This is a genomic window from Treponema sp. UBA3813, assembly GCA_002368605.1.
Classification (GTDB): Bacteria; Spirochaetota; Spirochaetia; order Treponematales; family Treponemataceae; genus Treponema_D.
Genome location: DFEB01000039.1, coordinates 17,265 through 36,904, shown reverse-complemented (window position 1 = coordinate 36,904; position 19,640 = coordinate 17,265). Strand labels below are relative to the sequence as shown.

The following is a 19,640-nucleotide window of genomic DNA, read 5'->3' as shown; positions in this document are numbered from 1 at the left end:
CAAAGTATCCGAATACATGGGAAAAGACATATATGACTGGAAAATGCAGGAGCAGATTAAAAACAACCCCGAAAAGACCACACAAGAGATTGAGGAAGAGTTACAGAAAACAAAAGATGGCAGTTTTAGTCTTTTTGAAGGCGGAATAGCAGTCGGTGATCAAAAAGTGGGTAAACCAAGCTTTTTTGTCACTCAGGCAAAGGGCGACGATGTGGACGGAATAATTCCCATAGGTGCATTTAAAGAGGCAAAAAGTATCACCATTGACTATAAGAATAAATTCTTTGAGGTGAATTCTCCGTTTCATCAGGGAAAGGGTATTCCAATGTACAAACTCAGTACGGAAAGAGTGTACTGTTACTATATAAAGGCAGAACTAGACGGCGTTGTACAGCCTTTTACAATCAATGTGTTGGGCATGTTCAACATCGTGCGGAAAAACATGAAAGAAAGCAAAATTTATGAAGGAAAAGAATTGGACAAAATAATAGCCTTTGCAAATTCAAACGATGCTGTATCTACAGGAATAAGCCGAACAGCAAACTTGAAAATTGGAGATTTGAATGCAAAACTAATCTTCTATCCGTATACAAAATGGTTGTTTGAGAATGCCGCACCACAAAACTATGCGTTCTTCTCTGTCTATAATAGTTTGGGTTATCCCTTTTTCAAGGACAAGTGCGTGCAGTTTGACTTTGAGAACATGATGCTCTATGTATGGTAAATAAAATTTTGTTTTTTCTTCCCTTATAACACTTTGTTTTTGAAACTATGGTAAATCACCGATATTATAATAGTATGAAACGAACGGTGATTTTATCGGCGATTTTTATGACGGCTTTGTTTGGAGCTGGCGCGCTTTCGGTTGACGAGGCGGTGGAGCTTGCAAAAAAGAATAATGTTTCTGTGACCCGCGCCCAGATTACCCTTGATGCGGCAAAAAGAACAAAAAATCATTCCTGGAACAGCATAAGCCCGACTGCCAGCGTGGGGGCGACTTCTTCGATTCCTATCGATGCTTTGAGCGATTCTGAGTCAAATTATACGGCGAACATGGCTCTTTCAGCGACCCTTTCACTCTCTCTGTCGACAAATCTTTACACTTCAATGCAAAGCGCGAAAATCAACTATGAATCAGGAAAACTTACTTTTGATGATGCGGTGAAATCCGTGGAGTTGAGCGTGAGGGAGGCTTTTTACGGTCTTCTTTACGAAAAAGAAAACATCGTTTTGCAGGAAAAAAATCTTGAGATTGCCAAAAACCAGTACACGAGCAATTTGGCCCGCTACAATCAGGGGCGGCTGAGCGAAATCGATGTTCTTTCGGCGGAAGTCAACTACAAGAGCAAGATTCCAACGGTAGAAAGCGCCCGCACGACTTATCTGAACGATTTGGATTCTTTTAAGCAGGCAGTGGGCTTACCGACAGACGAAAAAATTGAGCTTGAAGGTTCCCTTGATGATTTAATCAACCTGAACGAAATTTCCCTTGATTCACAAAATGTGCAGTCTTCTTCTATTAAATTGCTCGAATACAAACTTGCGGCGGCAAAAAATACTGTCCTCGAAAAAAGATTTTCGGCCTTTGCTCCCAGTTTGAACGCTTCCCTCAACTGGCGCGACCAATACTGGTACATGGGCTACGAGGGCACGGCTCCTGACCCTACAAAAACGACAAGCCTTACTCTCTCGGCGACCATTCCCCTTGACGGCCTCCTTCCATGGTCGGTCAGAAATGACGCAATCGACAGTGCAAAGGACTCGGCGGCGGATTTGGAGCTTCAGCTTGAAAACGAAAAGAAAAATCTAAAACGGACTATTGATTCAAGCCTCCGTTCAATAAAGCAGAGTCAGGAATCAATCAAATACAAGCAGGCAAATGTCACTTTGGCGCAGAAAACCTACGACATGACGCAGGAAGCCTACAATCGCGGCGCAAAGGATTTGCTCACTTTGCAGAATGCAAACACTTCGCTCTTGAACGCACAGGTTTCCCTTAAAAACGAGACCTTAACGCTTATTAAGGCGATTTTGAATCTTGAAAATACAATCGGCGTTCCCTTCGGCACGCTTGGAAAATAGGAGATGAATATGAGACGGTCACATATTGTGATGATTGGTGCGGCTGCCCTTATGGTAGCTGTAGTTGCAGGCGTTGCTATTTCAAAAAAGATGAGTGGAAAGACTTCTGCTGGAAAAGGCAGGGGGCGGGGCGGAAGCACGGTCTTTTCCGTCAAAACGGAGACTGTCAAAAAAGAAACTCTTCACGGTTATGTGATTGCCAACGGCGAGATTGAAAGCCAGAACTCGGTGAATGTTTTCCCTGATGTGGGCGGTAAAATCATGGAAACAAATGTAATGCTGGGCTCTTCCGTGCGTCGCGGAGATGTAATCGCTTATGTTGACCCCAATTCTCCCGGCCAGTATTACAAAAAAAGTCCGGTCTATGCGCCAATTAACGGAAGCATTATCTCAACTCCCCTCAAAAACGGAACGACGGTTTCAACCAGCACGGTAATTGCCATTGTGGGCGACATCTCAAACTTGCAGGTGAGTGCGGACATTCCTGAGCGATATGTTGCAGTCTTGAAGAACGGATTAAAGGCAGAGGTTTCTGTTGAGGCATATCCCGGAGTAGTTTTTAACGCCACGGTTACGAGGGTAAGCCCTGTTGTAGATACGACCAGCCGTACAAAAGAGGTGATTCTTCATTTTGACCAGAGAGACGAGCGGGTTAATGCGGGTATGTTCGGGAAAATCAAATTGTACACGGTGGATTATGCGGGCTATGTCACCATGCCTGCGGACGCTTTGGTTTCCCTCAACGACGAATATTATGCCTATGTGGTAAAAGAGGGAGGGGACAGTGTTGAGCGGCGCAAGGTAAAGACCGGCGAAACGGTAGACGGCAGAATCCAGATTCTTGAAGGCGTAAAAGAAGGCGAAAAAGTCGTAATCCAAGGCCAGACTTCCCTGAACGACGGCTCAAAAATCCGCGACATCACGAAATAGGATTTACTTATGAATATTTCAAAAAATACACTTGAACATCCGGTGCTCACCCTGATTGTCTTTGTTCTGCTTGGAATCATGGGCCTTTTTACCATGAGAGATGTGGCAATCAGCCTTATGCCGGACATTGACAATCCCTATCTTACGGTGCGGACGACCTACACCAATGCGGGGCCTGAATCTGTTGAAAAAACTGTCACGAAAGTGCTTGAAGCCCAGCTGATTTCGGTTTCGGGGCTTAAAAATCTTACATCTACTTCATCTGAAGGCTCTTCCCGCATTTCCCTTGAATTCAACTACGGAACTGATTTGGACATCGCCACCAATAATGTGCGTGACAAAATCGACCGCGTGTTAAAAAGGCTCCCGGATGATGCGGACAGCCCGACGATTATGAAAATGGACTCGGATTCCATGCCGATTATGCGGATTGCCGTGCGGGGAAACCGAAGCCGTGACGAGCTCAAAGTTCTCGCCGAGGACACAATTGTAAGCCTTCTGGAGCAGACTGACGGCGTTGCGGAAGCCACTGTCTCTGGCGGACGAACAAAAATCGTGCGGGTTGACATTTCCCAGAACAGACTTGCGGCCTACGGACTTACCCTCTCAACGGTAAATTCTGCCCTCTCAAAGCAGAACCTTGAATTGGGCGGCGGAAAAATCACCGAGGGCAAGACCGATTACTCAATCCGAACTATCGGTGAATTTGCCAGTATTGACGAAATCAATGACGCTATTATCGCGACAAAAGGCGATTATGTTGTCCGACTTTCTGACATCGGCAGGGCTTACATGGGCTACAAGGACAAGACCAACGATGTTTACATCAACGGAGAGCCGGGCATTTATGTGAGTGTCACCAAGCAGTCGGGCAAAAACTCAGTCACCGTGGCAAACCGTGTCTACGAAAAAATCGAAGAGATTCAGGAACTTTTGCCTACGGATGTTTCAATGGAAATCATCTCTGACACCACTGATTCAATCCGTGACACAATCAACACTCTTTTGGAAAGCTGCTATCAGGGCTTGCTCCTTGCGGTTCTGGTGCTTTTCCTCTTTTTGAAGAATTTCAAGTCAACGATTATCATTGCCATTTCGATTCCCCTTTCGATTATCATCACCATGCTCTGTATGAATTTTGCGGGAATCACCCTCAACATGATGACTTTGACGGGGCTTATCCTTGGCGTGGGTATGATTGTAGACGCTTCCATCGTTATGATTGAGAATATTTATGTCTACAGAAGCCGCGGCGCAAAGCCCAAAGTGGCGGCAGTCCTTGGATCCAGCGAAATGGTCATGTCGGTTCTTTCGGGAAACCTGACTACAATCTGCGTTTTCATTCCATTCCTCTTCTTTATGTCGGATTTGGGCATGATGGGACAGATGTTCAAGGGAATCATCTTTACGGTGGTTATCGCCCTCGTCTCTTCCCTTTTCGTGGCGATTTTCCTTGTTCCTGTTCTCGCGGGAAAATTCCTGCCCCTTACCAACAGAAATGAAAAGCCTGTTACTTTTAAGCCCCTCAAAAAATTCTATGAACTGCTGGACATTCCTTTGGAAAAACTGACGGCTCTTTACAGGCGGGCTTTGAAATCTGCTTTGGGTCACAGAAAAGCAACGGTGGTGATTTGTTTTTCTGCCCTCATTATCGCCCTTGCTATGGCCACTACCCTCAATGTGAACATGATGCCTAACGGAAACGATGACAGCGTAACTCTCAATGTGACATTGCCAATCGGAACAAATCTTGAAGAGACCATGACTGTAATGAATCAGTTTGAGCAGATTGTCCGGGAAGAAGTGAAGGGCTACAAAACCTTGATTTCAACCAGCGGCGCCTCAAGTTCTTCGTATCGGGGAACCCTTGAAATCAAACTCCCGGATTCAGACCAGCAGATTGACAATGCAAGCACGATTCAGAACAAGCTCCGCGCTCATTTCAACGATTTTGCGGGAGCGAAATTCGGTTTCCGTGCGGGAATGCGCGGCCAGATGACGGGAAGCGACATTAAGATTAAGATTCGTTGCGATGATTTGGAAAAAGCCCTGAATGTTGCAGACCAGATTTCCGCAGTGATGAAGACGATTCCTGATTTGGGAGAGTCTTCGGTGGATATTGAAAAAGGCGTTCCTGAGGTTGAAATCGAAATCGACCGCCAGCGAGCCTATGCATTCGGAGTTGATGTGACCACCGTGGCAAAAGAAATCAATTACGCCATGAACGGCGTGACCTCAACGACTTACCGAGAGGGCGGAAAAGATTATTCAACTGTCCTCATGTACCAGAAAGAAGACCGCAAGCAGGTCATAGACTTGGAGCAGATTTTCGTAAACGGTACGGGCGGAAAAGTCAGCGTGGCAAATTTCGCTCAAGTCAAAAAAGGCCTGGGGCCGGTAAGCATTAAGCGGGAAAATCAATCGCGAATCGTCACAATTACCTGCGATATCCTCACAGACAGGAATGCCTACGAAGTTGAAGAGGCAATCAAAGAGGGAATCGCCGAGACTTTCATCGTTCCTGATGATGTGACCCTCGTGTATGACGGCGCATGGCAGAACATGCAGGATCAGGGAAAGACTTACGGCTTAATCATCTTGATGGCGATTCTGCTGGTCTTTGGAGTAATGGCGGGAACTTACGAGAGCTTTAAGGCACCATTTATCAACCTGATGACTATTCCATTCCTGATTATCGGCGTTGTGGCCATCTATAAGATTATGGGGCAGGCAATTTCAATGGTCAGTGCGGTGGGATTGATTATGCTGGTCGGAATCGTCGTCAACAACGGAATTATTTTGGTTGACTACACAAATCTTCTGATTGACCGGGGCTACAAAATGAAAGAAGCCTGCCTTGAAGCCGGAGCCAGCCGTCTGCGTCCTGTTTTGATGACGACTTTGACCACGGTTTTGGGTATGCTGCCAATGTGTTTTGCCACCAGCGGAAGTGCCGCCATGGTTCAGCCTATTGGAGTCGCCGTAGTAGGCGGCCTGCTTTCCTCAACCTTCGTAACTCTCTTCTTCATTCCAGTCCTCTATTCCCTGGTTATGAAAGAAAAGAAAGTCGATAAGAGCAAGATTCAAATTCTATTGACCGAGGATTAATATGACAAGATGTGAAATTATCGCTAATCAGTCCGTGCAGGATGAAATCATTTCTCTCATGGAAGAGCATATTCCAGGCGTGCTTTATACGATTATTCCCACCGTCGTCGGTCGTGGCAAAAATTCCTACAAAATGGGAAGTGCTACCTGGCCTGAAACGAATTTTATCCTTATAAGCTATGTTGAGGATAAAGAAGTACCCGTGATGAAAGCGATTATCGCCGCCGTCAAGGAAAAATTCGCAGGCGAGGGAATAAAGCTCTTTCTTGTTAAGGCCGAAGACTAAAAACTGTGAAAATTGCCCTCACTCCAGGGCAGCGGCGGCCAAGTCCGAGGCATAGCTGGACTCTTCATTACCGGAAGGGCTTCCAACCTGGGCGGCAAACATGGCTTTTTTTGCATTTTTCGTTTCATTGCGTTTTTCAAGGGCGGCTCTGGCAGCCAGTAAGATTTCCGTGGCGATGTCAGAACGCACATTCAGCGCCTGGGCGATTTGGGCTTCCTGGGCGGCGGCCAAATCTTCCAGAGTCACGAATGTTTTTATGAGGATTTTCTCCCGCTTTTCGCCCACATGGGGAAGGGAAGCGAAAACAGAGACCGTGTTTTCTTTTGTGCGGAGGTTCTGGTTTCGGCTGGTGGCAAAGCGGTGGGTTTCGTCTCGTACTCGCTGCAAAAGGCGGAGGGCATCGCTTCGGCGGGGCAGGCAGATTGGCTTTGAGGCATGGGGCCGCCAGATTTCCTCGTCCCGCTTGGCAAGTCCCGCAATCGGGATGTCTAATCCCAGCATTTTTAATATTCCGTCAACGGCGTTTACCTGACCTATGCCGCCGTCGATTAAAATCAAATCAGGCAGTTCGGCCTTTTCGTTGGAAAGCCTGGAATAGCGGCGGGTGGCGGCTTCCCTCATGGATGCAAAATCGTCGATTACACCGTTTGTGGTTTTGAGGCGGAAGTAGCGGTAATTTTTCTTGTCGGGGTTTCCCTTCCAGAAGGAAATGAGAGAAGCCACGGGGAATTTTCCGCCGATATGGGCAATATCAAAGCCTTCGATTCGCTCTGGCAGGCGCGGCAAGCCAAGCAAATCTTTAAGCTCGTTGAGGGCAGGCATGTCTCCACGCTCCCGAATCCGCCGGATAATGTCTTCCTTTGCGTTTTCACGAGCCATGTTCAAAGCCGCGATGTCGCGGCGGGCAGAATTTTCTGTCACACGTTCCAAAATTGAAAATTTGGAGGGGAAAGTCTCCCCCTTCGCGTCCACTTCGTTGGCCGCTACCCTCTCTACGGGGGAGCCCCCCGTAACGCCCTCTGAATCTTTAATCTGTGAAAATCTGTGCAAATCTGTGGATAAAAAACGCTCCAAAAATTCCGTGTCGTCGTTTTCGTCGATGAAAATCTTTGGCGGCAGGGAATTTTCGTTCTCGTAGTAGGCGCGGGCGAACTCTTCCAGCAGCTCGTTGTCCTCGTTCATGCTTTCCACCCGGTAATTGTCACGGCCTAAAAGCTTTCCGTCCCGGATTTTAAGCACGGTAAAGCTGACCAGCTCGCCTTCCCGCCAGTGGGCTATGTAATCCCTGTCCTCGCTGGCAAAGTCTTCCACGATGTTCTGGTTTTGCATGATGGTGAGGGCGCGGAGTCCATCCCTGAGGCGGGCTGCCTTCTCAAAGTTCAGGGCGGCGGCGGCTTCCTTCATTTTGGCGGTGATTTTTGTGACCGTTTCGTCCCCTTTTCCCTCAAGTAGAGACTTTATTTCTTCGATAAATTCAGTATAGGTCTGTTTGTCGATTTTATTGCAGCAAGGGGCTTTACATTGCCCGATGTGATAATACATGCAGGGAGCTTCGCGCTTTTTGAATGTCCGACAGTGGCGCACAGGGTAAACCTTGTAGAGCGTGTCGATAAAAGTGTCGAGAGCAGATGCATCAGGAAATGGACCGAAATATGCGGCGCCGTCATTGCGATGAACCTGACGGGTCTTGTAAAAGCGGGGAAATTCCTCGCTGGTGATTTTGAGAACAGGATAAGATTTTCCGTCCTTGAGCTGAATGTTGTAGCGGGGCGTGTATTTCTTAATCAGGTTGTTTTCAAGAAGAAAGGCTTCGTACTCATTGGAAGTCGTGATGTATTCGATTGAGGCCGCATTTGAAACGAGCAATTCCGTCTTGATGGCGCGGTTGCCCGAAAAATAAGAAGAGAGCCTGTTTTTCAGGTTCTTTGCTTTGCCAACATAGATGACGGTTTCCTCGTGATTCCGCCACAAATATACACCGCTTGAGGAGGGCGCCTTTAACGCAGTTTCGTGAAGTTTCTCGTAATTTGGGTTATTGGTCGTAAGCATAATGGGATTTCTAAAAGGTATTTTATCACAAAAAGTCGCTTTTCTGCTATTGTCGGCACCGCTTTTTGCTACACCGAAGACACTGATTCTCGGAGGAGAAAATGGCTGGAGTGAGATTTCTGAGCTGAAGGGCGTTGTCGTGGGGCAAAAAAACGGTCAGTTTGGCTATGATGCCATTGAGCTTTCTACAAAAACGACAAATTCTGATTCTGCAACAGATTTGCTTCTTACCTTTGATGACGAAAATTTCCGTGATGAGACAGGGCATTACTCTGTCACCGCCAACAACATGATTTTTTCCGCTGATTCCGTAAAAGGCGAGGGCGCGGCTATGAGCCGTGGAAACAAAAAGGGCATTTTCCTGAGCGGAAATCAGAATGCTCTTTTCGGAAAATCGGGATTTGTCGGCTCATTTACGATTGAATTTTGGCTTTGTCCATCCCTTGCCGAAAATGGTGAGATGGTTCTTTCTTGGCGCTCTTCCCTTAACGATGATGTCCGTTCGGAATATCAGATGATTTCGGCATCTTTCTACAAAAATCATTTAGAGTGGACTTTTAACAACATTTTCGTAGGCTATCGTGCGAAAGAAATTCATCTTTCTGGTTTTAACACGGTCGTTCCGAAAAAATGGGCAAGGCACACAGTCACTTTTGATGAAGAGTCGGGACTTTTAGAGTATCTTGTGGATGGACGCACTGAATCTCTCGTATTTGTTACAAAAAATGGTCACGAAAATGGAACCGTCTGCTACCCTGTTCTCGGTGTAAAGGCAGGAATTGAACTGTGCCCGGATTATGTGGGCAAAATCGACAATATGCGGATTTCTCATCTCCCTGCAAGCGCGGAAAGGTCAAATATTTTCCTCTCTGGAAACGAAAAATACAAAATCAATGGCGGAAAATTCATGACGAAGCCGATATTAGTCTCACAGGCGGCAGTCATCGAGCAAATCGACACTCTTATGAATGTTCCTGCCCAGACAGACATTCGTTTTTATATTCGGAGCGGAGACAACTGTTATGGCTGGAACGATTCTTACCCAGAATGGAAGGAAATTGTGCCTGGCGAGCAGACTTCTGGAGTAAAAGGCTTGTACTTCCAGCTTTCAGCAGAATTTTTGCCTGACGGTGCAGGACGAAGAAGCCCCAGACTTTCAGAAATTGCCGTCAAATATGATGAGCAAAATGAGCCTTTGCCACCTTTTGCGATTGAGGCTCAGGCCGGAGATGGAACAGTTACTCTCACATGGAGCTATTCTGTCGATGACAACGCAGGCGGATACTATGTCTACTACGGAAACCGATCTGGAGAATACCTGGGACGCACTGCAATAGAAGGGGCTTCACCTGTTCGGGTCGGTAACACTACTTCGGTAACTCTTACTGGTCTTGAAAACGGAAGAATTTATTATTTTGCGGTAAGCGCTTATTCAAAAGTTGACGGCAGAATTAATGGTTCGCTTTCAAAAGAAGTGTTCGCACGACCAAGTTCTAGATTATCAAAAAAATAGACATGGAGAAAATAGATTATGTCTGATGTAAATACAATGTTGAGCCGTGCAAAATCGGCATTGCTTGCGCGAGACTACACCCTTGCGTCAAAGATTTATAAGAATTTGATTCTTGAAGAACCTGACAACATTTCCTATAAGATGGAGCTTGGCAATCTTTATGTTAAGGCTGGTAAAGATGATCAGGCTTTAACTATTTTCAATCAGATTGCAAAAGCCGATTCCGAAAATCTCGATGCTCTTATCGCAATTTCTGGAATTTATCGTCGCCAAAAAAAATATGATGAATCGGTTGCCGTTTTGGAACAGGCACTTGTTGTATGTGAGTCAAATCCAAAAAGTCGTGCTAAAATTTCTTATAATCTTGGCTTTACTTACCGTCAGATGGGAAACTACGATGATGCAATCAACTGTTTTGAAGAAGTTGTTGAAGAAAACCCGTCAGATGTCCTGGCAAACAATCATTTGGGTGCAATCTACGCTCTTCAGGGAAATCATACAAAGGCGATTGAGGCTTATCAGCGTGGTTTGAAATACGATTCGAATCACCCGATTTTACAGTTCAATATCGCAAAAAGTTATGCGGAAATCGGCGAAAACCAAAAAGCGCTCTCTTTTTATGAAGGTGCTCTCCGTGCAAAACCGGGCTGGACAGATGCCATAGAGGCTTATGCAGATTTGCTCCTCGGTGAGAATAAAGTCGATGAAGCAGACGAAGTTGTCAGTCAGGCTCTCAAACTCAGCCCGGATGATGTGAAAATTCATACGGCGAAAGGAAATGTCTTTACGCGACAAAGCATTTACGAAAATGCGGAACTTGAATACAAAAAAGCCCTTACTGGCGATGATTCTTACAAAAATGCACTTACAGGTCTTGCAAACTCCCTTGAAAATCAGGGAAAATTTGATGAGGCTGTCGATACAATCGTAAAAGCCGAGCAGTTAAATCCGAATGATACTGAAATCATGAAACAGTCTGCTCGCATCCATATTTCTGCAAAGCAACTTGATTATGCCTATGATAAAATCTCAAAGTTGCAGGAAATCGATGATAATGATGTCCAGACAATGAATTTGCTTGGCCAGTATTACATTGTCTCTGATGAAGCTCAAAAAGCAGAAGATTGTTTTGCAAACATAAAGAAAATTGATCCGAATTACAATGATCTTTACAGGGATTGGGCGGAACGATTTATTCAGAAAGGCGATGAAGAAAGAGCTGAGCCTTATTTGCAGGCTGCAATTCAAAAAAATCCGACTGATGCGCAGGCCATGCTTCGTTTGGGCGAATTGTATGAAAAGCAGAATCAAATGGGAAAGGCATTGCAGTTTTATAAAAAAGCTAGTAGTGCCGATTCGTTTAATCAGCTCTCAAAAAATGCTACAGCGCGAATTTTAGGAGATGACGAAAGTCTGGCAAATTTCTCTTCAGGAGAAAATGAAAGTCATAGCGTTGATTATGACTCCCTCTTCTCAGGCGGGAAAATTTCTTCAGATTTCGTTGAGGAAAGCCTTGATTCAAAACTCGATGCCATTTCTGATTCTGGTGAGATTTCCCTTGCCAACGATGATTCTCAATTTTCCGCAGATTTCCCTGAAAAAATTGAGAATCCTGAACTTGAAAATCCTGTTGAAATTGTTGAGGAAATGCCTGCTGAAAACGAAGAAAAAGAGGATTTTAATTTTGAGCAGTTCGGAATGGAGAAACTCGCTGATACTCCGTCTGGAGTCGAGGATGTTGATTCTGTCGCAAATTTGCTTGAAACGAATGAAAATGCTCTTGGGAATGATGACAAATTTGACTTTGACGAATTGATAGATGATGGCGCTCCGCTTGATGAAGAAGATGCGTTAGAGCCTGCATTTACGGAAATCCCTGATGGCTCCGACTATATTGAAGTTGAAAATTCTGATGCTGAAGTGGAGACGGAACAGGCTGCACAAAAGGAGATTTCAAATGATTCTCTTGATTTGCTTGAGGAACAGATAAAACGAGCCGCAGAACTTGCAGAAAAAGCTAATTATGCCGCAGAAAGCGCATGGAAGGCGGCTGCTCAGGTGGCAGATGCGGCTCAGGCTACGGATATCCTGCCTGTTCAAAAGAAAGAAATTATTGTTGAAGAGCCAGAAATTGAAGAAGAATCAATTCCTGAAGAGACGGATGACAGAATCGAAGAAACTGTGCCGACTGAAGAGGAGCTCAACGCAGAAGAAGAACTTGCTGACTCAGACTTGCTTGCCGCAGAAGAGCTTCTGACCGAAGACGATATTGCAGAGGCCGAAGGCGAAGATGATGACTTCCTTGAGGACATTCCTGATTATCTGGCTGAAGAAGAAGATGTTGCTTCTGAGCCAGAAATTGAAGAAGAAAGCCTTGCGGAATCCGAAGAAACAGTGGAAAATAGTAATGTTGAAGATTTACAGGAAACTGAATCTGAGGAGGACGCAATGGAAGAAGTTGAAACTACAGAGACTGAAACACCACAGGTTGATGATTTGACTTTGCGCCGGGCCATCGACATGCTTCCCTCAATCATTGCGGCAATCGAAGACAGAAGCTTACTCTACCGCTTCCGCTCATTCCTCTCAATGTTCAAGACCTTGCGCGAAATGCTGGAATACTTACCGACTGAACAACGCCGAGAGTTTATGACCAGCCGCAATCGCCTGCTTTTGGATTATGTGATTTCAAAACTTTCTGGAAAACCTGGCCTTTACGCCACCACAAAGGCTTTGATTCGCTCAGGCTTGATTCACGAAAACCCGGAAAAGAAGGCCAGCGAAAAAGAAGGCATTGAGCTTGTCAAAGAAGTCCTCGCAGACTTGCGCAAATTGAGCGAAGGCCTTGAGGACGATACCTTGCGGGAAGTGCTCAACAAAGAAGCTGACAGTCTGGAGCAAATAATTTAGACGCGGATTTACGCAGATAAACGCGGATGGGCGCGGATTTACAAAAATGTGAATCCGCGTTTTTTTTATATCCTGATAATCTTTGAATGGGTCAGGACTTCGTTTCCGTCTTCTGTAATAAGAACATCATTTTCCAACCGTACACCGCCCAGTTCCGGGTCGTAGAGACCTGGTTCCAGGGTGACAATCATGCCGGCCTTAAAAAGCACATCATCGGCCTGTTTGGGCGACACCCGCGGGAATTCGTGGATTTCAAGCCCGATTCCGTGGCCCAGCGTGTGGGGCATGACTCTCTTGGCCTTAGAAAATACCAAATCAGCGGCTTCGGCGGCTTTTTTTATCGGTGAGCCAGCCTTGTAGAGAGGCAAAGCCTGTTCAGCCGCCTTTTCCACCAGAGCCAGAAGCTCTTCCTGCTTGGGCGAGAGAGGCCCTTTTGCTACAGTGAGTGTGGTGTCGCTGGTGTAGCCTTCGTAAACCACGCCGAAGTCAAGGATTGAAAGACCTTGTGACGGCCATGGGGCGTTGGTGTAGCCGGGAAAAGCGTGAATGGCAAAACTTCGGCCAGGACCTGCCGCCAGAGTGTCAAAGCCTGTCCTCTCACAGCCACATTTCCGCAGTTCTGACTCGATTAAAAGAGCGACATCACTTTCTTTTTGGAGCCAGTTTTCCCGGATTCCCCTCTCAATCTCAGAGATAATCCAGTCACCGACACGGCAAGCCTCGCGGGTACATTCGATTTCGTATTCATCCTTTGTTGAGCGCATGTCCACGACAAAATCATGGGTTGAGTGCTCACGACAAAGGACATCCCAGCCGTCAAGGGCGTCAACATATTGAAGGAAAAGGGGGTAAGGCGTGCAGGGAGGAATCTCCACCTTGAGACGGTTTCCCTTGATTTTAAAAGATTTGAGCACTTCCTTGACCGCCCTCGTGTTCCGCCGCTCATATTTATTGTATGGAAGAATCTGAACATCCACCGAGCGTTCCTTTGCAAGATTTTCATCCCAAGGAACAAGGGCGCACTTTCCGCTTGAAGCGATGATAAAAAGCGCGTCCGTAGGGTGGCCTGTAAAATAGCGCACCGCCGGATTTCGCCGCTCCTCACAGTCCTCAAAGACCGCCGCCGTAATGCCATGCTCAGCCATGTAAGCAAGTAATTTCTCTTTCCGAGCCGTATAGATTTTTTTCAGTTCGTCTTGTGTGTAAGTTTTCATAGGTAAGATGTTAGCACATAGTTATATTTTTCGGCAATCAACTAATAGTGTTTGGACATTTCTTTCATAAGTGCCAGAACCGATTTTTTGTCATTCGCCGAAAGCCCGGAAAAAAAAGAGTCAAAATAAATATTTTCATAAGAGTTTTTTGAATTTTCATCGCACAAATTTTCAACCGTCGTTTCCAATGCCTTTGCAAGGGCAATTGCCTTACTAAGTTTTGGTTCTGCTGATGCTGAACGCAGATAGGTTTTGATTGTGTTTTCGCTGATTCCTGTTTTTGCGGCAAGTTCTTTTATCTGTATTCCTCTTGCATCCATGAGGAAACGCAAGTTTTCATGAAATTTCATTATCCATATAATAGTAAAATATTATCCGTCTGTTGTTTTATGGGATAATTCATTATATAATTAGATGATATAGGGATAAAACATTATCCATAAAAAGGAGTGAAAGAGTATGATTCATTTAAAAAAAATGACGCGTTTTCTCTGCGGGATTTTTATCATCGCAGGGCTAATTGCCTGCAGCACATCGACTTCTGGCGGCGAAAACACGGAGTACACAGAGAATAATGGTGGTAGCAAACAGCCAAGCCAAAATTCCAAAACATACACAGTCACCTATGAAAGCGATTGGAGGAGCGTAGAAAAAATCACCGTCACGGAAAACACAGTTCTCACGGAAAAAGAGATGCCCGTGCTTTCCGAAGTAAGATATGATTCTTTGGGTGAAGGTTATGTTTTCGACGGCTGGTATGACGGCGACACACTGGCAATTGCTGGAAACTACACAGTGACAAAAGATGTGAAGCTTGTGGCAAAGTGGACAAAAACATATCGCGTAAACTATCAGACAGCCCACGGAACCGCCCCCGATGAAATCTGGCTTAAAGAAAATACAGTCCTTACAAGCGTGCATTTGCCGGAAATCACGACAGAAGACGGCTACATTTTTGACGGCTGGTACGATGATGACCATAAAGTTCTTGCGGGTTCTTACACTCTGACAAACTACATACAGCTTTATGCAAAATGGAAAGAGACTTCCTCAGTTACCGCTGAACTTATTAAAGACGACACAGAAATTTCCATCACGGCAGAGAAAAACGGCAGTCTCTGGACGCTCACGGCAGACGAAGGCTTTGCGAACTATGTCTGGCGAATTGACGGTGAAGTTCAGACAAATGCCGAAAAGGCCAGTCTTGAAGTCGACACCGCAACTTGGGCTAAAGGACTTTACGAAGTGACCGTGGAAGCCGAAAAAAACGGAGCTTTTTATTCAGCACGGGTCTATATCACAGCAGGGGGTAACTAATGAAACGACATGTCTTATTTATTGCAGGAATCCTTTCACTCCTCACAATAAGCGGCTGCAAAAACATTGATTCCAGCGAAGACGAAAATACAAATACCGGCACATACATCTGCATTGAGGCAGGAGCCGAGAGAACGATACAGCCAAACTTCACTTTGGAAGAAATGACTTATTTTGCACTCTCCGGAAAGAAAACAGAAAGCGATGAAGAAACCGAGTTTCGCAGCAGCGACGGTAGCGGCTCCTTTTCTACATACGAAGACCTTCTAAAAGGAAATTTTGCTGTTTCCACAGGAACATGGTATGAGTTTAAGCTTACGGCGGCGAATGGAAACACTCAATTTGTTGGCACTATCTCAAACAAAGAGATTGTACAGGGAAAAAACACGCTCCACTTCACGCTTTCTCTCGAAGAAAAATCTAGTTCTAGTGGATATGTGAATGTAACTTTCAAGATTCCAAGCGCCACCGCCGTAAAAGCTGCAAAGGCCGGCTTGTACACCAGGGACACTGATGAAGAAATCTCATGGTGCAGCTTATCAATTACCCCCTCAGAAGAATCAGACACAGCAACAGCAGTATATGACTATGAGGCAGATTCAGGTACATACCGCCTGAAGGCATGGTTCTACGCAGACGAAAACTGCACTTTGCTTGTAGGCACATTCAGCGAACTTGTTAAAATTATAGACTCCGCCACAAGCGAAGCCGAGCGGGACATAAGAGTGAACGAAGTGTACACAATCACCTTAAATGAAGAAGGAACATACGAAAGCTCTTACACGCCAAAAACACTTTACACCCGCTATGACAATCTAGTCGAACTTCCAAGCACAGACCAAATGAAAAAAAGCGGCTACACATTTTTAGGCTGGTACACAAGCGCAGACGGAAGTGGCCAGCCCGTAACAGAGATTTCAGGAAGTCAGGCAGAAAATGTCGTTCTGTACGCAAAGTGGTATGAAGGCTGTGCCGTAAGTGCAAGTACCTACAAGAATGCAAATTTTGCGAGTTCCGAATATGGAGATGCCTATACAATCCGATTGCTAGGCGAATGGACAAATGAGGAGTTTTCTGACTTTTGCTCAAAACTGAAAGACGCAGGAATTTCATCTGAGCGTTCCCTTACCCTTGATATGTCCAAGATTACGGGCGTAACAACTATCGGCAACTCTGCTTTCAAAGACTGTACTTCGCTCGTAAAAATCACCATTCCAGACGGCGTGACAAGCATTGGTGACTGGGCTTTCCATGGCTGTACTTCGCTGTCTGCAATCACAATTCCAGAAGGCGTGCCATACATCGGTGATTACGTTTTCTCTGGCTGTAGTTCGCTGACTGCAATCACAATTCCAGACAGCGTGGGGTTCATCGGTGACTATGCTTTCTCTGGCTGTAGCAAACTGTCAGAAATCACTATCCCAGACAGCGTGTGGCGTATTGAGCCCCACGCTTTCTCTGGATGCACTTCGCTCGCAGAAATTATAATCCCGGACAGCGTGACGGACATCGGTGATTACGCTTTCTCTGGCTGTAGCAAACTGACAGAAATCACTATTCCAGCCAGCGTGACGGACATCGGTAAGCAAACTTTCGCAGCCTGTACTTCTCTAAGGAATGTAACAATCTGTGGCAACATTTTCCCGGACTATGATGCTCATGTCTTTTCAGGCTGTTCTTCTCTGACAAACATAACGTTTAAAGCCGGGGTAACAACTATTAGCTCCTACTTATTCAATGAGTGTTCAACGGTAACAACCATTTATATTCCAGACAGCGTGACGGACATCGGTGACTATGCTTTTAAGGGCTGTACTTCACTTACAGAAATCACAATCCCAGACAGCGTGACCAGCATCGAGTGGGGTGTTTTCTATGGCTGTACTTCACTCGCAGAAATTATAATCCCGGACAGCGTGACGGACATCGGTAACTATGCCTTCTATGGCTGTACTTCGCTTTCAGAAATCACTATTCCAGCCAGCGTGACTGACATCGGTAATCAAGCTTTCTATAACTGTACTTCTCTAAGGCATGTAACAATTTGTGGCAACACTTCCACGAACAACTACAGCTCTGCCACGGGCCAAAATGTCTTTTCAGGCTGTTCTTCTCTGACAAATATAACATTTCAAGACGGGGTAACAGCTATTAGCTCCTGCTTATTCAGGAAGTGTTCAACGGTAACAACCATTCATATTCCAGACAGCGTGACGAGCATCGGTGACTGTGCTTTCTCTGACTGCACTTCGCTTTCAGAAGTCAATATTCCGGAGGGGGTGACAGCCATCAATGAATATACTTTCTATAACTGCACTTCACTGTCTGCGATCACTATTCCAGCTGGCGTGACGAGCATCGGCGAGGAAGCTTTCTATAACTGTACTTCGCTTGAAAAAATCACAATTTCAGGGGGTGTGACCAGCATCGCTGACGGGGCTTTCTACAACTGCACTTCGCTGTCTGCAATCACTATTCCAGCTGGCGTGACCAGCATCGGTGAGGACGCTTTCTATAATTGTAGTTTGCTGTCGGAAATCAAAATCTCAGACAGTGTGACCAGCATCGGGAAGCGTGCTTTTTATAAGTGTACTTCGCTTAAAGAAGTCAATATTCCGGAGGGGGTGACAGCCATCAATGAATATACTTTCTATAAATGTACTTCGTTGTCAGAAGTCACTATTCCTAAAAATGTTTCACAAATCGAAAAGTATGCATTTGCGGATTCAGGGCTTACACAAATCACTTTTGAAGACACAGATTCAACTTGGTACTATTCCATTAATCAAACATCTTTCATTGTAGATAAAAGTGATACAGCAAAAACTGCTACATTGTTGAGAGATACCCACAAAAACTTCAAATTCTACAAAGAATAACCGTGTCACGCGCACACTAAAAACTGGTAAATCCCCCATGCCGCAAAAGACAGCGTTGCTGCTTGGCACGGGAAAAATAAAGATAAAAAGGTGGTTTTTATGATTGAAAACTGCAGGGATTTGCTGTCAAAGGCACAGAATATCATTGCCAAAGACGCGCAAATCGTGAACGAGCGAAAAAGACACGGTGATTTTTTCAACATCTTCTCCGTGCTTGGTGCGGAAACAAAGGAAATCCGTCATTCTGCCTTTATTGCGGAACTTCTGAATCCCAACGGAAGTCACGGTGCGGGTGATGTCTTTCTGAAATCATTCCTTGACATGCTGGGAAAAACACAAAGAGCGAATTCTGACGAAAACAAAGTCTTGTTTTCTGCAAGCGAGTTTGATTTTCATAATGCAACTGTTAGCACTGAAGAAGATTTAGGTGGCATTCATGAAACAGCTCGTGGTCAGGCTGGTGGCAGGGCTGACATTACTATCAATCTGAACAAAGATGGCAAACCATTTTACATTGTTATCGAAAACAAGATTTATGCAGGAGACCAAAATTTCCAGCTTTCACGATACGAGAAAAGCCTAAAGCAACTGCATGGCGACAAATGCGAATATTTTCTTGTGTACCTGACTTTGGACGGTCACAATCCGTCAGAAGGCTCAGCCGATGGTATTGATAAAAACCTCTTGCTGTTAATTTCCTATCGCGAAGACATAAAAAACTGGCTTACGAAAAACATTCAGCACACTGTTTCGCTGCCGTCAGTACGCGAATCAATCGTGCAGTATATACATTTAATCAATAAATTGACAAATCAGGAGATGGATAAAACTATGAGTGACGAAATTACAAACATGCTTTTAGAAGGCAACAACTACGAAGTTGCTTTGAGAATTTCAGGAAACCTTGTAAACGCAAAAAAGGCTTTCTTTAAGGACTGGATGATTAAAAATGTATTTGAAAAGGTTCATATTGATGGATTTAAATTTGAAATCGACGCTTGGAATGACCCCGCATCAGAAGAATTCAACTTCGGTGAATTTGTAAATGACAATGGTTTTAAAATTGCATTCGGATTTCTTTACAGAAATTATCAAGGATTTTGCGCCATGATTGGGAACCAGTATTTTGAGAGTCTGAACGAAGAGCAAAAATCGAAATTGAAAAATGTTCTGAATACTTCACTAAATTGGGCATGGTTTACTCCCATCGAAGGCTTCAAGAATTTTAATGATGACATGATAGTTTCCATTTTGAAAGATTCATCTGCAATCAAGAAAGCCATCGAAGAGACAATAAACAAAATCACACAAGCTCTGAAATAAAACCACCGCGGGCAAAGTCCCGCAGGTTT

The 19,640-nt window shown here is 45.1% G+C and carries 13 protein-coding genes; 10 read left to right on the top strand and 3 right to left on the bottom strand.

Features of this window, described 5'->3' with window-relative positions; translation table 11 throughout:
- The 5 genes from B2089_RS07080 to B2089_RS07060 all read left to right on the top strand — a co-directional run.
- Positions 1–724: hypothetical protein (locus B2089_RS07080; RefSeq protein WP_296686499.1), on the top strand; the 724-nt coding region annotated here is incomplete at its 5' end.
- Between the two features lie 74 nt (positions 725–798).
- Entirely contained in the window at positions 799–2,082 is a 1,284-nt protein-coding gene (locus B2089_RS07075; RefSeq protein WP_296320380.1) for a TolC family protein, read from the top strand.
- 9 nt (positions 2,083–2,091) lie between these two features.
- Entirely contained in the window at positions 2,092–3,012 is a 921-nt protein-coding gene (locus B2089_RS07070) for an efflux RND transporter periplasmic adaptor subunit (protein WP_296324741.1), read from the top strand.
- A gap of 9 nt (positions 3,013–3,021) precedes the next feature.
- Complete coding sequence (locus tag B2089_RS07065; protein ID WP_296686495.1) at positions 3,022–6,120, top strand: efflux RND transporter permease subunit; 3,099 nt, start codon at positions 3,022–3,024, stop codon at positions 6,118–6,120.
- A 1-nt stretch (position 6,121) separates the two neighbouring features.
- The gene (locus B2089_RS07060) at positions 6,122–6,406 is read left to right on the top strand and encodes a PG0541 family transporter-associated protein (RefSeq protein ID WP_296324744.1); all 285 of its coding nucleotides are present in this window, start codon (positions 6,122–6,124) and stop codon (positions 6,404–6,406) included.
- Between the two features lie 18 nt (positions 6,407–6,424).
- Here B2089_RS07060 and uvrC read toward each other — a convergent pair whose 3' ends face one another.
- Positions 6,425–8,455 (bottom strand): excinuclease ABC subunit UvrC, encoded by a 2,031-nt coding sequence (gene uvrC, locus B2089_RS07055; protein ID WP_296324747.1) that lies wholly within the window; start codon positions 8,453–8,455, stop codon positions 6,425–6,427.
- Position 8,456: 1 nt separating this feature from the next.
- Between uvrC and B2089_RS07050 the strand changes: the two genes are divergently transcribed.
- Positions 8,457–9,968 (top strand): fibronectin type III domain-containing protein, encoded by a 1,512-nt coding sequence (locus tag B2089_RS07050; RefSeq protein WP_296324750.1) that lies wholly within the window; start codon positions 8,457–8,459, stop codon positions 9,966–9,968.
- A gap of 18 nt (positions 9,969–9,986) precedes the next feature.
- Complete coding sequence (locus tag B2089_RS07045) at positions 9,987–12,878, top strand: tetratricopeptide repeat protein (RefSeq protein ID WP_296324752.1); 2,892 nt, start codon at positions 9,987–9,989, stop codon at positions 12,876–12,878.
- A 65-nt stretch (positions 12,879–12,943) separates the two neighbouring features.
- On the opposite strand, the gene B2089_RS07040 is transcribed toward B2089_RS07045, so the two are convergent.
- Both B2089_RS07040 and B2089_RS07035 read right to left on the bottom strand, forming a co-directional pair.
- On the bottom strand, positions 12,944–14,092 hold the full coding sequence (locus tag B2089_RS07040) for a M24 family metallopeptidase (protein ID WP_296324764.1): 1,149 nt from the start codon (positions 14,090–14,092) through the stop codon (positions 12,944–12,946).
- 41 nt (positions 14,093–14,133) lie between these two features.
- A complete protein-coding gene (locus tag B2089_RS07035; RefSeq protein WP_296324767.1) occupies positions 14,134–14,442 on the bottom strand; it encodes a helix-turn-helix domain-containing protein in 309 nt (102 codons plus the stop codon).
- 109 nt (positions 14,443–14,551) lie between these two features.
- Here B2089_RS07035 and B2089_RS07030 point away from each other — a divergent pair, with 109 nt between their 5' ends.
- The 3 genes from B2089_RS07030 to B2089_RS07020 all read left to right on the top strand — a co-directional run bounded on the left by B2089_RS07030 (position 14,552) and on the right by B2089_RS07020 (position 19,611).
- Entirely contained in the window at positions 14,552–15,409 is an 858-nt protein-coding gene (locus tag B2089_RS07030; protein WP_296324770.1) for an InlB B-repeat-containing protein, read from the top strand.
- Entirely contained in the window at positions 15,409–18,288 is a 2,880-nt protein-coding gene (locus B2089_RS07025; protein WP_296324772.1) for a leucine-rich repeat protein, read from the top strand. Before B2089_RS07030 ends, B2089_RS07025 begins: the two co-directional genes overlap by 1 nt.
- Positions 18,289–18,387: 99 nt before the next feature.
- Positions 18,388–19,611 carry a PD-(D/E)XK nuclease family protein gene (locus B2089_RS07020; protein ID WP_296324775.1) on the top strand — a complete coding sequence of 408 codons (1,224 nt, stop codon included), beginning with the start codon at positions 18,388–18,390 and terminating at the stop codon, positions 19,609–19,611.
- The last annotated feature ends 29 nt before the right edge of the window (positions 19,612–19,640 follow it).

Bases quoted from the DNA above. Each gene is read 5' to 3' on its own strand.
- B2089_RS07045 (WP_296324752.1), top strand. From the start codon at position 9,987: ATGTCTGATGTAAATACAATGTTGAGCCGTGCAAAATCGGCATTGCTT.
- uvrC (WP_296324747.1), bottom strand. From the start codon at position 8,455: ATGCTTACGACCAATAACCCAAATTACGAGAAACTTCACGAAACTGCG.
- B2089_RS07040 (WP_296324764.1), bottom strand. From the start codon at position 14,092: ATGAAAACTTACACACAAGACGAACTGAAAAAAATCTATACGGCTCGG.
- B2089_RS07035 (WP_296324767.1), bottom strand. From the start codon at position 14,442: ATGAAATTTCATGAAAACTTGCGTTTCCTCATGGATGCAAGAGGAATA.
- B2089_RS07070 (WP_296324741.1), top strand. From the start codon at position 2,092: ATGAGACGGTCACATATTGTGATGATTGGTGCGGCTGCCCTTATGGTA.
- B2089_RS07025 (WP_296324772.1), top strand. From the start codon at position 15,409: ATGAAACGACATGTCTTATTTATTGCAGGAATCCTTTCACTCCTCACA.
- B2089_RS07050 (WP_296324750.1), top strand. From the start codon at position 8,457: ATGGGATTTCTAAAAGGTATTTTATCACAAAAAGTCGCTTTTCTGCTA.
- B2089_RS07020 (WP_296324775.1), top strand. From the start codon at position 18,388: ATGATTGAAAACTGCAGGGATTTGCTGTCAAAGGCACAGAATATCATT.
- B2089_RS07060 (WP_296324744.1), top strand. From the start codon at position 6,122: ATGACAAGATGTGAAATTATCGCTAATCAGTCCGTGCAGGATGAAATC.
- B2089_RS07075 (WP_296320380.1), top strand. From the start codon at position 799: ATGAAACGAACGGTGATTTTATCGGCGATTTTTATGACGGCTTTGTTT.
- B2089_RS07030 (WP_296324770.1), top strand. From the start codon at position 14,552: ATGATTCATTTAAAAAAAATGACGCGTTTTCTCTGCGGGATTTTTATC.
- B2089_RS07065 (WP_296686495.1), top strand. From the start codon at position 3,022: ATGAATATTTCAAAAAATACACTTGAACATCCGGTGCTCACCCTGATT.